The following is a 13,344-nucleotide window of genomic DNA, read 5'->3' as shown; positions in this document are numbered from 1 at the left end:
CATGGCACACGCGAGAACGCGCTATTCGCGCAGTGTTGCTTTTCATCACAGGCCATCCCCGCCAGCACGCCTTTCCTCTGTGATTTCAAAAAAAATACAAAATAAATCAAATAAATAACAAATATCTCGAATAAATCAAATTTATATCGTAAAATGAAAATCACAAACTCTGACAACCAAATTTCCCGATTTTCAACCTTCTCGTGGAGCGGCACCCATCATGACCATCGCCAAACGCCTGTATGCATTGATACTCTCCGTCGTCCTGGGACTGGTCGCCCTGGCGGGCTTCAGCATCTATGAAATGGACCGCGTGTACACGGCGGCCAGCTATGCCACCGTCAACACCGTTCCCAGCCTGCTGACACTGAACCACGCTTTCGTGCCCTTCACGCAGATGCGCACGGCCGTCTGGCAGCATCTGGCCGCGAAAGACCCCGCTGCGCGCGACAAGCTCGAAGCGGGCATCAAGGAGGCGCGCGCAGCAGTCGGCCAGGCGCTCGACAAGTACGAAAAGGAAAACCTTTCCGATGAGCAAGACAAAGCGCTGCTGGCCACGGATCGCGCCGTCCTGCTGCGCTACGATGGCGTGCGCGACAAGGTACTGGCCCTGTCGAAGGCGGGCGAGCTCGACGCGGCGCGCGACTTGCTGATGCAGAACCAGCCCATCATCAAGGAACTGGTCGACGCCTTTGCCGCCCACCACGGCTACAACGAAAAGCTGGCCAACATGGGCGCGGCGGAGGGCATCGCCACCGCTGCCAGCGCGCGCTGGATTTCCAGCGGCCTGGCCCTGGCCGTGACGCTGCTGGTGGCCGGCATGGGCCTGCTGCTGGCGCGGCGCATCGCCGCTTCGCTGAAGAACGCCATCGAGGTGGCTCACACCATCGCAGGCGGCGACCTCAGCGTGCAAATCAGCGCCACCTCCAAGGATGAAGTGGGACAACTGATGACAGCCATGGCCGAGATGAGCGAGAGCCTGGTGCGCATCGTCGCCGAAGTGCGCTCCGGCACGGAGACCATCGGCACGGCCTCAAGCGAGATCGCGGCAGGCAACCTGGACCTGTCGGCACGCACGGAACAGCAGGCCGGTTCGCTGGAAGAAACCGCCTCGGCCATGGAAGAACTGACAGCCACCGTGCGGCAGAATTCGGACAATGCCCGCCAGGCCAAGCAAATGGCCGTCAGCGCCTCGGACAAGGCGGTACGCGGCGGCGAGGTGATGGGCGACGTGATACGCACCATGGAAGCGATCGACAGCGCGTCCAACAAGATCGCCGACATCATCAGCGTCATCGACGGCATCGCCTTCCAGACCAACATCCTGGCCCTGAATGCGGCCGTGGAAGCGGCGCGGGCGGGCGAACAAGGACGCGGCTTTGCCGTCGTGGCGACCGAAGTGCGCAACCTGGCGCACCGTTCGGCGGCGGCCGCCAAGGAAATCAAAACACTCATCAGCGACTCCGTGGAGCAGGTGGAACAAGGTGGCAAGCTGGTCCAGCAAGCGGGCGCGGCCATGACGGAAGTGGTCGATACGGTACGCAGCGTCACCGACATCGTCAGCGAGATCTCGGCCGCCAGCGCCGAGCAAAGCACGGGCATCGACGAAATCAACCGCGCCATCACGCAAATGGATGAAGTCACGCAGCAAAATGCGGCGCTGGTCGAAGAAGCGGCGGCGGCATCGCAATCGCTGCAGGAGCAGGCGGGCCACCTGGCCAGCGTGGTCGGCGCCTTCAAGCTGGCGCAGGGCCAGGCCAACGCGGCGCAACACAGCACGCCGGTGCGCCCAGCCCCAGTCCCAGCCGCCAAGCCACCGGCAGCGCGCAAGGCGGCGCCGCTCAAGCTGGTCACCCAGCGCGACCCCGCTCCTGCCCGCAGCACGGCCAGCGCCGGTGCCGGCGGCGACTGGGAAGAATTCTGAACCCGTCGTCATGCAGGCTCACCTGCATCGATCATCCCGGAGCATCGCCATGACATCCGTTGTCAACCACTCTCACTGCATGCAGGCATTGCCATGAACTCCTTCCTCTCGGTCCATCCTTACCTTCGCTGCGACGATGTCTCGCTGATGCGGCCGGTGCTGGCGCTGGCGGGCATGTTGCTGCTGCTGGCCGCCCTGCTCTGGCGCCGCCTCCACTGGCGCCAGAGCAGGATGGCCGCCAGCACGACAGCTGCCGATCTGCATCAGCAGCTGCAGATGCGCAAGGCCACCCAGACGGCCAAAACAGCAGACACGGCAAACACGCCACCGCCGCCCGAGGCGCTGGACACGCCGCCGTTCGAGCTGGCCCGCCTGGACGCCATGTTCGGCTACGACCGGCGCTTGCAAGGCGAGATTCTGGCGCTCTTCGTGGCCGAGACGCGCGACCGCCTGGCCGGCATCGCCCATGCGCTGCGCTGCGAACGCCCGGCCCCGGCACGCGTGCTGGCCCAGGAAATTGTCGACAGCAGCTACGCCATGGGCTTGCTTCCCTTGCACGCACTGGCGCGCCAGGCCGTGCATGCGGGCTTTTCCAATGATATCGGCGCGCTGCGCCGTCTGCATGCGGAGCTGCTGATGGCGCTCGACGTGCTGTCGCAAGCGGTCACGGCTCTGCAAACGGGCGCCGCGCAGGTGCATGACTGCAGCGGTATCGGGAGCCGGCCATGAATGCGCCGCTCGATCTGGCGAGCCTGCTCGGCGGCGCCATCCTGCCCTCGCCCGCCTGGCGGCGCCACTGGCTGGCGACCTTGTTCCAGCAACAGGTGCCGTTCGATGAGCTGGCCGAACAACTGGGCTGCGATCCGGCCCTGACCGGCAAGGTCATCGGCCTGGCGAATGGGGCCGTGCCACCGGGTGCGCGCCAGCATGCGGCAGTCGACGCCGCGATGCTGGCCGCCATCGGCCTGCCCGCCCTGCGCCAGGCGTTCGCCATCCCGGACCGGCCGACGGCCACGTGTGCGCACTTCGACGAGCAGCGATTCTGGTCGCACTCGCAGGCCATGGCCTGTGCCGCGCGCGTGGTGGGCGAAGCGCTGCAACTGGCACCGGCCAAAGAGCTGTACACTTGCGGCTTGCTGGCCAACATCGGCCAACTCGCCTTGGCCGTGCTGCATCCGCAAGCGTATGGAGAACTGCTGAGCCAGCACGGCAGCGCTGCCAGGGCGCTGCTGCTGTGCGAGGAGTCGCGGCGCTTCGGCCACCATCAACTGGCGCTGTCAGCCAGCCTCATGCGGGGCTGGGGCATGCCGGACATCCTGTGCGACGCCGTGCGCTGCCATGCCGCGCCGCCCGGCTTCGGGCAGGCCGGACGCATGACAGAGCTGGCCTGGCTGCTGCAACTGGCCAGCAGTTTCGCCGACCTGATACTGCGCAATGGCGTAGGGCCGCGCGGGCCGGCCACGGCCGCCGCGCGGGTACTGGGTCTGGATGGGAACCACATGGAAACGCTGTTACGCCACAGTCACGCGGAGTGGAGCGAATGGCGCGCCATCCTGGAGCCGCACGCCCACATTGTCCTTGGCCGCACGCGCAGCAGGATCGGGCCCACCGCGCGGCAGGTTTTTAGTGAATTCATCTAATTTGTTGAAATTGATTTTTTGAGCGTGATTGCGTATCATTCCATTTAACTTCATCCTCGATCTTAAAGCCCATCATGCACACTGCAGACGTATGCACTACCCAAAAGGCTGCCGAAATCCTCGGCATCTCGGTCACATCGGTGCAGCAACTGGTCGAGGCAGGCGTTATCGAAGCCTGGAAGACCAAGGGCGGCCACCGGCGCATTCCCCTTGCGGCCGTCGAAGCCTACAAGGGCAATCCCGGCCAGCCAGGCCAGGATCAACGTGCGGCACGCGCCAGCCGCCCCGCAGCATCGGGCCGCCCGCCGTCCATCCTGGTGATCGAAGACAATCCGATCGAACGCGCGCTATATGAAAAGCAGATCGGCTCATGGGGCTTGCAGGCAAGCTTGCGCTTTTGCGAGAACGGCTACCAGGCGCTGATGGAAATCGCCCGCGACCAGCCCGACATCCTGCTGGCCGACATCATCATGGAAGGCATCGACGGCTACGAAGTGATCCGCACCATCCTGGCCGACCCGCTGCTGGCGGACATGCATATCGCCATGCTGTCGAGCCTGACGCCGGAGGAACTGGAAGAACGCGGTGGCGTGCCGCCCGGCGTGGTGTTCTTTGCCAAGCCCGTCAATTACGACGAGCTGCGTGGCTATCTGCGCGCCTGCTGCGCCGGTCATGCACGGCGCAACAGCCTGGCCGCCTAGTCCACCACCGCTTTCCCCGGAGCCCCCATGCAAGCCTACCGCCACATCGATCCAGCCGTGCTGTTCCAGGCCACCGGCCACGACCTGGAGATGTTCCGCGCCCTGTCGCAGACCTACCTCGATACGGCGCCAGCCATGTTTGCACGCGTCGAACAGGCCGTGCGCAGCGGTGCCACGCAGGCCATCGTGCATGGCTGTCATACCTTGCGCGGCACCGTGGCGCTGCTGGGCGCCAGTGCCCTGGTGGCGCGCCTGGCGGCACTGGAGCAGCTGGTGCGCCACCAGGGCGTGGCCGCACCGGACTGGCTGGCGGAAACGGCAGTGCTGGTCGGCGCAGTGGAGCAGGAAGTACACCGCAGCATGCGCGAGTACACGGGCACGCAGGCATGAACCTGCGCCAGGCCGTCTTGCGCCTGGCGCACCGCTATCGCCCGCGCACCACGGCCGCCGTGGTGGGCCTGGTGCTGGTGTGCCTGCTGGCGCTGCGCATCGTCGTTTCCGGCGCACTGCTGTACCGCGAAGCCGTTGATGACTGGAAGCAGGATCTGTCCAACCTGTCGCTGCTGCTGGCGGAAAACACGGCGCAAAGCATGACGGCGGCCCGCCTGGTGCTCGACAGCGTCAGCAACGACATCCAGGCCACCGCCCCTGCGGACGCGCACGCGCTGGCCACCAGCGTCGGCACCCCGGCCATGCACCAGATGCTGCAGCACAAGATCGGCGGCGTGCCGCAAGTGGACGTGGTGTCCATCGTCCGCAGCGATGCCAGCGTGCTGGTCTTCAGCCGCGCCTATCCCGCGCCGCCCATCCGCCTCGGCGAGCGCGATTACTTCGAGTATCACCGGCGCCACCCGGACGGCGGCATGCATGTCAGCGCGCCCGTGCAAAACAAGGGCAATGGCGCCTGGACCTTCTATATCAGCCGGCGCATCAACAGCCCGGACGGCCGCTTCCTGGGCGTGGTGCTGGTGGGCCTGTCGTGCGACTTTTTCAGTAAATTCTTCCAGAACACCAGCATCGGCGAACATACGGCCTTTTCCCTGTACCGCAGCGACTACACGCTGCTGGCCCGCTGGCCGGCCGTGCCCGCCATGATGGGCCAGCGCAACCTGACGGGCAGCACCTACCGCCTGCTGGAACAGGGCAAGACGCATGGCGTGCTGCAGGTGGACTCGCCGCGCGCGGCCGAGCAGGGGCGCAGAGTCGACCGCCTGGCCGGCGTACGGCTGGTGCGCGACTATCCGCTGGCCATCAACGTGACCATCACCGATGAGGTCTACCTGGCGGGCTGGCGGCGCATGCTGCGCACCATGGGCGGCGCGGCCGTGGTCAGTCTGCTCGTGCTGGCCGGGGCCATCGCGCTGATCATGGCCCTGCTGCGGCGCCAGGAGCGCGACGCGGCCATGGCGCTGGCGCTGCAAGCGCGCGCGGAAGCGGCGAATGCCGCCAAGTCGCGCTTCCTGGCCATCATGAGCCACGAGATCCGCACGCCCATGGCCGGTATCGCCGGCATGGCTGAACTGCTGCAGGAAACCGAACTCGAGGCGTCACAGCAGCAATATGCGCAGCGTATCGGCGATGGCGTGCAGCACCTGATGCGCATCCTGAACGACATCCTCGACCTATCCAAGGTGGAGGCAGGCCAGATGAACATCGAACTGCGCGACTTCGACCCGCGCCTGCTGCTCGATGACGTGCTGGCGCTGCACCGTCCGCAAGCCGACCGGAAGAAGCTGCACCTTGTCAGCGAGATCGGCAACAGCGTGCCGCAACGGGTGTGCTCGGACCGCACGCGCATCGCGCAAATCCTCGGCAACCTGCTCAGCAATGCCATCAAGTTTACGCCCTCCGGCAGCGTGACCGTGCGCCTGCACCTGGAAGCGGCCACGCCGGACGGCGCCAGCGCCTGCCTCGTCGCCAGCGTCAACGACCAGGGCATCGGCATGAGCCAGCAGCAGCTGAGCCGCATCTTCGAGCCGTTTTGCCAGGCCGACGACAGCATCAGCGGCGCGTATGGCGGCACGGGACTGGGCCTGAGCATCTGCAAGCAGCTGCTGGCGCTGCTGGGCGGCGAGATTTTCTGCAACAGCGAACCGGGCGCCGGCTCGCGCTTCACCGTACGCATTCCCTGCCAGGTGGCCCAGGCGCCAGGCGCCGCCACGCCAGAACCGCGACCGGAAGCGGAACCGGCGCCCGCTCCAGTTCCCCTGCACGCGCCCGCATCCGGGCCGGGCGCGCGCATCCTGCTGGTCGAGGATACGGCGCTGAATCGCCAACTGGTATGCCTGCAGCTGGCCTCCCGCGGCTACCATATCGACACGGCGGAGAACGGCGCTCTGGGCCTGCAGGCACTGGCCGGGCAGCAGTACGACCTGGTCCTGATGGACTGCATGATGCCCGTCATGGATGGCTACCAGGCTTGCCAGGCCCTGCGTGCCCGCGAAGCGGCCAGCGGTGCGCCGCGCCTGCCCGTCATCGCCCTGACGGCCGGCGTGACCGAGGATGACCGGCAGCGCTGCATGGCGGCCGGCATGGACGACTATCTGTCCAAGCCCTTTACGGCCGCCCAGCTGCGCGCAATGGTAGAGCGCTGGCTGACGCGCTAGTTCCCTGCCGGCGCTGAATACAACACTTCCGCATAAAAATCATTTTATTCGATAAAATCAATTGTATTCGCTATAATTGACAAATCAACGTGCCAGTGACGCCGGACATCCGCGCAGAATGGACAACCTGGCAGACCTTGCGGAGGCAGCATGCGGCAGTACAGATACTGGAAGGCCATGGCCTGGGAGCGCTGCGATACGCGCATCCTGCTGTCGCTCTTCATGGCGGTCCTGCTGGCGGGGCTGTGGAGCATCACCCTGCTGCAATTGCAGCGCGCGCACGACGCCGCCATCACCGATGCCGGGCGCGAGGCGCGCAGCATGGCGCGCGTCTTCGACGAACACGCGATCCGCACGATCGAGGCGGCGGACCAGGCGGTCACCTACCTGCGCGGCCGCTACCAGGCGCTGGGCAACCGCCTCGACATCGTGGCGGACCTGCAGCAAGGCCTCAATCCCGGCCCCCTGTACAACCTGTTTACCATCGTCGACGAACGGGGCGACACGGTACTGTCAAGCCACCCCTTCAAACCGACCAACCTGGCCGACCGCGAACACATCCGGGTACACATGCAACGCGACAGCGGCGAACTGTACATCAGCAAGCCGGTGCTGGGGCGCGTGTCGAAAAAATGGTCGATCCAGATGACGCGCCGCATCAACCATGCCGATGGCCGCTTCAAGGGCGTGGTGGTGGTCTCGATGGACCCGTATTACTTTACCCGCCTGTACGACGAAGTCGACCTGGGCGACAACAGCTCCATCACGCTCGTCGGCAACGATGGCGTGGTGCGCGCGCGCCGGGTCGGCGCCGTCAACAGCATCGGCCAGGATGTCGACGGCAGCAAGGTATTTTCCATGATGCAAAGTAACACGCGCGGCAGCTTCACCGAGCGCAGTCCCGTCGACGGCACCCTGCGCATTTACGCCTTCGAAAAACTGGCCAACTACCCGCTCTACATGCTGGTCGGACTGGACCGCGACACGGTATTGGCCGACTACGTCTTGCGCCGCAACCAGGCCTTGCTGATGGCCGCCGTCACGAGCGTGCTGATCGTGCTGTCGTGGGCGGCGTTGGTGCTGCTGATCGGCCGCCTGGTCGACAGCCGCGCCAGGGCCATCGCCGCCAGCGAGGCCAAGTCACGCTTCCTGTCGAACATGTCGCATGAATTGCGCACGCCCCTCAATGGCATCCTCGGTTTCTCCGAGCTGCTGCTGGAGCAGCTGCGCGAGCCGGAACAGGCCGCCTACGCGCAGACGATACAGGACAGCGGCCGCCAGTTGCTGGCCATGGTCGAGGCGGCGATGGAACTGAGCGCGCTTGAAAACGACCAGGTGCGGCTGGAGTCTGCCGCTGCGCCGCTGGACCAGCTGCTGGCGCTGGCGCTGGCGCCGCACCGGCAGCGCGCGGCGCACAAGGGCCTGCTGCTGGCCGCGCACGTCGCGCCCGCAACACCGCCCAGCATCGATTGCGACCGCGTGCGTCTGGTGCGCGTGCTCGACATCCTGCTCGATAATGCCATCCGCTACACGTCCGCAGGGCGGGTCGATGTCCACGTCATGCTGAGTGACGCGGATCTGCAGATCGAGGTGCGCGATACGGGCATCGGCATCGCGCAGGCGCAGCAAGCCGACATCTTCGACAAATTCTCCCAGGCGGACGACTCGCCGAGCCGCGCCCATGGCGGCGCCGGCATGGGCCTGGCCATCGCCCGCCAACTCGTCACCTTGATGGGCGGCAGCATCGGCGTGACATCCGCGCCGGGCCACGGCGCCGCCTTCCGCCTGCGGCTGCCGCTGGGCGGCACGGCCCGCGCGATGGCGGCGGAAGGCAAATTGACCACACTTTCGCATGCATAGTCATACGCAAAAGTTGTCCTGCGTGCATATCGGGTATAGCATCGCCCCATGAGCTATCACACAGATGCGGCGGCGGTACGCAGACAATGGATCGAATGGCTGTTTTTACTTCTCGGCTTGCTCCTCGTGGCGGCCGCCCTCACCTATGCGCACCTGGCCGAAGCCGCGCGGCACGACGCGGCCGAGCGTGAACGGCTCAGCGTGCTGACGGCACTGCTGGCAAAAAATATCGAAGTCGACCTGGCGGCGACCAACCTGGTGCTCGGCGGCGTGATCCGCGACTATCTTGGCGATGGTGCTGCGGCGGGCTCCGCGCAAGCCCTGCCCCAGCGCCTGGCCGCGCTGGTCGACGCCATGCCGGGCGTGCGCACCATGCTGGTCATCGATGCGAAAGGCAAGCCGATCGCCACCAACATCGCGGAACTGGCCGACCAGGATTTTTCGCGCCGCAGCTACTTCCAGACGGCACGCGACGCCCCCGATGCACGCATGCTGTACATCTCGGCGCCGTTCCATTCCTTCAAGGGCGACCTGGTCATCACGGCGGCGCGCGTGGTGCAGGACCAGCAGGGCCGCTTTGCTGGCGTGGTGCTGGCCACCCTCGATCCCGAATATTTCACGGCCAAGTTCCGCACCGCCATGTATGCCCCCGACGTCTGGGCCGTGGTGCTGCATGGCGACGGGCGGCAATTCCTGAACTATCCCGCCAGGGCCGCAAATGGCGGCAATATGAACGTGCCCGGCAGCTTCCTGCGGCGCTTTCGCGACAGCGGCTATCAGGCTGGCGTCTTGAGCGGCGTCGAGATTGCCGGCGCCGCCGCACCCCGCATCATGGCCATGGCGACCATCGCGCCGCCCGCGCTGCACATGGACCGTGCCATCATCATCGGGCTGAGCCGCGAAGAAGCGGCCATCGCCGCCCCGTTGCGACGCCAGGCGCTGGTTTACGTCGTCTGCTTTGGCACGCTGGCGCTGGCCGGGGCCAGCCTGCTGTTCTGGAGCCAGCGGCGGCGCCGGCAGCAGGCCGCCTGGCAGGCGGAGCAGGAAACGGAGCGCCAGGCCATGCAAGCCGTGTCGGACAGCGAAACGCGCTTTCGCACCTTGATCGAAGATGCGCCCGTGGCCATCGCCATCCTGCGCCACGGCCGCTTCATCTACTCGAATCCGCGCTACCGCAGGCTGCATGGCTACTCGTTCGAAGACGATCTGAACGGCCTGCCATGGTCCGCCATGATTTCCGCGCAATCGCAGGCGGCACTGGCCACCAACGAAGCGCTGATCGAGGCGGACTCGCCCAGCGAACAGGTGTTCGAAGCCATCGGTCTGGGCAAGCAGGGCATTCCCGTGCCCGTCTTCAAGACCACCACGCGCGTGATGCTCAAGGATGGACCGGCCACCTTGATCTTTGCGCAGGATATTTCCGCGCAAAAGCAGGCCGAAGAGGCCATGCTGCTGGCGCGCGATGCGGCCGAGGGGGCCAACCGCAGCAAGGCGGAATTCCTCGCCAACATGAGCCATGAAATCCGCTCGCCGCTGAACGCCATCCTCGGCATGGCATGGCTGCTGGAACGGGGCAACCTTGACAAGGAAGGACACGAGATGACGTGCAAGATCCGCGCCGCCGGCCAGTCCTTGCTGGGCATCATCAACGACGTGCTCGACGTGTCGAAAATCGAGGCGGGCCACATGAGCATCGAACAGGCGCCGTTCCGCCTGGCCGAGGTGATCGAGAAGATCGCCGCCAGCATGGGCGTGGCCGCGCATGACAAGCCGATTGCCGTGCGGATCGGGCCGCTGCCCGATGGCGTGGACCAGGTGCTGGGCGACGCGCTGCGGCTGGAACAGGTGCTGGTCAACCTGACCAGCAATGCCATCAAATTCACGGCGCAGGGCACGGTCGAGCTGTTGAGCGCACTGGAAAGCCGCGACGGCAACGCCGCAGTGCTGCGTTTCAGCGTGCGCGACACGGGCATCGGCATCGCGCCCGAGGTGCAGGAAACGATCTTTTCCGCCTTCTCCCAGGCCGACACGTCCACCACGCGCCGCTTCGGCGGCACGGGCCTGGGCCTGACCATCTGCCGCCAGCTGGTCAGTCTGATGGGCGGCTCACTGCACCTGCAAAGCCGCCAGGGCCAGGGCAGCGAATTCAGCTTCACGGTGCCGCTGCAACTGCTGCCCGCCGGCACCCTGTCCTCGCCCGACATGCAAGCCTTGCTGGCCGATGCCAACGCCGACGCGCGCGAGGCCGTTGCCGCCGTGGCGCAGGACCCGGGTACGCCGGAAGAACGCGTGCTGGCCGGCGTGCGCGTGCTGGTGGTCGATGACAGCGAAATCAACCGCGATGTGGTCAACCATATCCTGTGCGACCAGGGGGCAGTTCCATCGTTCGCCTGCGATGGCAGGCAGGCGCTGGACTGGTTGCTGGCCCACCCCGCCGATGTCGACATCGTGCTGATGGATGTGCAGATGCCTGTCATGGATGGCTTGCAGGCGACGCGCGCCTTGCGCCAGCTGCCGCAGTTTCAGGACTTGCCCGTGGTGGCGCTGACGGCCGGGGCGTTCCAGACACAGCGCACGGCGGCGCTGGAAGCGGGCGTGAACCATTTCATCAGCAAACCGTTCGACGTGCCGCAGACCATCGCCCTGATCGCGCGCGCGCATCGGCGCCATGCGCAAGGTCTGCCAGCCCTGCTGCCGGTCGTGACCGAAGCGGCGATGCGCGTGCCGCCGTGCGGCGCAGCAGCCGTAATCGACCTGCAGCAAGGCATGGCGCAGTGGCTCGATGAAGCGCCCTACCGCCAGCATCTGTCGCGCTTTGGCAGCAATTATTGCAATACGGTGGGCGCCATGCGCGCGCTGCTGGCAGCCGATGCGCGCGACGATGCCGCCGCGCTGGCGCACAAGCTGGCCGGCGTGGCCGGCAGCCTGGCCCTGCCCGCCACCGTGCACGCGGCCCAGCAAGCCGAACAGCTGCTGCACGCCGGCGACGATGCATCGGCCGCGCTCGACGCCCTGGAACAGGCGCTGGCGCGCGCCATCGAGGCCGCCGCCGCATTCACGGCACAGACGCCGCCCGGCCAGCCGGCCATGCCAATGACAAAATGAGCAAGATGAAAACTCGGAGGACGCGATGATCTGCTGCAGGGATTTGCTGCTGAGGGCCTTGATGCTGGCCCTGCTGCTATTCGTCGTGGGCGAATCGCTGTCCTACTGGACGCCGGAACTCAAAAAACTGCTGGTCTGGCGCATTTTCTGACAGCTTAGCCTTCGCGCCCATCCACCCTGACGCGCCACAGATAGGGCGCATACACGCACGCGTACAAGCCAAAGGCCAGCGACCAGCAGGCGCCGGCAGCGAGCAGCAGCGGCATGGCCAGCGCTGCGGGACCGACGGCAGCCAGCAGCCGCGCCAGCGCGCCCAGCTGGATCAGCCAGTACATCGCCGCTTCCGCCCGGCCTCCCTTCAGCGGACGGCCCGTATGGCCCAGGGTGGTGCGCGTCATCATGCCGATGATCAGGCCCGCCATCGAGCCCACCGTCAGCGCGTGAAATGCGGCGCTGGCCGGCAGCAGGCCCAGGCTGGCGGCCGCCAGCAGCGCAAAACCGACGCCTATCCACGCATACGACAGGTGCAAGATCCACAGCAAGGGCACGCTCAGCGTGCGCTGCGGCTGCCAGGCCAGCAGATTGGCCAGCGAGACGCCGGCAGCGCAGAACGCCAGCGGCGCCGTCAGCCAGGCTGGCGCGCCTGCCAGCCAAGCGATGGCGGCGGCCGCCATGCAGGCCACGGCGACCAGCGCCCGCTGCGGGCTGGCCACCGGCGTGCGATTGGGATTGATATCGGGTGCGCCATTGCGCGTAAACATGGGAATGACGCGCGCGCCGATCACCGATTCGATCAGCACGATGATGAAGATGGCCGCCTGCACGGGCACGAATAGGGATAACGTCAGCCAGCCCAGCACGGCCGCGTGGAACAGGCCATTGGCCAGCGCCAGCAAGGCCAGCAGAGCGACCAGGAACAGGTTGCGCGTATTGCCGGAACGGCGCAGCACCTGGTACAGGGGCCAGGCGGCCAGCGGCAGGAACAGCCACTCGACCAGCGCCGGCACCAGCCCGGGACCGCACAGCATGGCGATGCGCCCCGCCAGCCACAGCGCCGCCAGCGCCATCAGCGGGGCACCGTGCGGCGTGGGCAAGCCCGTCCAGTTGCGCCCCGCCGTATACAAAAACCCCACGACGACGGCCAGCGCGAAGCCGAACACCATTTCATGCATATGCCAGCCCAGCCCCACCTGCAGGCCGCCCGTCAGCAAGCCGGCATAACTGGCCAGCCACAGGGGAATGCTGATGGCCGCAAACACGGCCGCCAGCAGATAAAACGGGCGGAAACCCAGCTGCCAGACGGCATGGCGGGCATGCCAGGGCGCGGCGCCTGCCGTCGTGGAAGGTGGGGAAGGTTCGCTGATCGGGGTAATGGCCATGATGGGCTCGCTTTTAAAGATATATTCAATATACTACTTTAAAAGCGCAAGAACAGCCATCGGCAAAAAGGACTAGAGAGATAGCGACAAGTCACCATGGGGTCTGACCCGGCGGGTCAGACCCCGACT

At 66.1% G+C, this 13,344-nt stretch carries 9 protein-coding genes; 8 read left to right on the top strand and 1 reads right to left on the bottom strand.

All coding sequences use genetic code 11. The features are described from left to right. Positions 1 to 220: 220 nt before the first annotated feature. The 8 genes from C8C92_RS13920 (at position 221) to C8C92_RS13885 (ending at position 11,836) form a co-directional block, all read left to right on the top strand. Positions 221 to 1,924 carry a methyl-accepting chemotaxis protein gene (locus tag C8C92_RS13920; RefSeq protein ID WP_116744265.1) on the top strand — a complete coding sequence of 568 codons (1,704 nt, stop codon included), beginning with the start codon at positions 221 to 223 and terminating at the stop codon, positions 1,922 to 1,924. 93 nt (positions 1,925 to 2,017) lie between these two features. Then, a complete protein-coding gene (locus tag C8C92_RS13915; protein WP_116744264.1) occupies positions 2,018 to 2,653 on the top strand; it encodes a hypothetical protein in 636 nt (211 codons plus the stop codon). Beyond that, positions 2,650 to 3,564, top strand: a complete 915-nt coding sequence (locus tag C8C92_RS13910; RefSeq protein WP_116744263.1) for an HDOD domain-containing protein — start codon at positions 2,650 to 2,652, stop codon at positions 3,562 to 3,564. Before C8C92_RS13915 ends, C8C92_RS13910 begins: the two co-directional genes overlap by 4 nt. A 74-nt stretch (positions 3,565 to 3,638) precedes the next feature. Beyond that, on the top strand, positions 3,639 to 4,265 hold the full coding sequence (locus tag C8C92_RS13905) for a response regulator (RefSeq protein ID WP_071077537.1): 627 nt from the start codon (positions 3,639 to 3,641) through the stop codon (positions 4,263 to 4,265). A 27-nt stretch (positions 4,266 to 4,292) separates the two neighbouring features. Then, the gene (locus C8C92_RS13900) at positions 4,293 to 4,655 is read left to right on the top strand and encodes an Hpt domain-containing protein (protein ID WP_099763982.1); all 363 of its coding nucleotides are present in this window, start codon (positions 4,293 to 4,295) and stop codon (positions 4,653 to 4,655) included. Beyond that, positions 4,652 to 6,871 (top strand): hybrid sensor histidine kinase/response regulator, encoded by a 2,220-nt coding sequence (locus C8C92_RS13895; RefSeq protein WP_116744262.1) that lies wholly within the window; start codon positions 4,652 to 4,654, stop codon positions 6,869 to 6,871. The genes C8C92_RS13900 and C8C92_RS13895 overlap by 4 nt, the downstream gene beginning before the upstream one ends. Positions 6,872 to 7,021: 150 nt before the next feature. Beyond that, positions 7,022 to 8,731 carry an ATP-binding protein gene (locus tag C8C92_RS13890; protein ID WP_243420207.1) on the top strand — a complete coding sequence of 570 codons (1,710 nt, stop codon included), beginning with the start codon at positions 7,022 to 7,024 and terminating at the stop codon, positions 8,729 to 8,731. Positions 8,732 to 8,779: 48 nt separating this feature from the next. Further along, complete coding sequence (locus C8C92_RS13885; protein WP_116744260.1) at positions 8,780 to 11,836, top strand: ATP-binding protein; 3,057 nt, start codon at positions 8,780 to 8,782, stop codon at positions 11,834 to 11,836. Between the two features lie 155 nt (positions 11,837 to 11,991). On the opposite strand, the gene C8C92_RS13880 is transcribed toward C8C92_RS13885, so the two are convergent. Then, positions 11,992 to 13,215, bottom strand: a complete 1,224-nt coding sequence (locus C8C92_RS13880; protein WP_116744259.1) for an NnrS family protein — start codon at positions 13,213 to 13,215, stop codon at positions 11,992 to 11,994. Between the last annotated feature and the right edge of the window lie 129 nt (positions 13,216 to 13,344).

The organism is Janthinobacterium sp. 78, assembly GCF_003096775.1.
Lineage (GTDB): Bacteria > Pseudomonadota > Gammaproteobacteria > Burkholderiales > Burkholderiaceae_D > Janthinobacterium > Janthinobacterium tructae.
The sequence above is the reverse complement of the archived record's forward strand: the minus strand, read 5'-3'. Positions and strand labels throughout refer to the sequence as shown.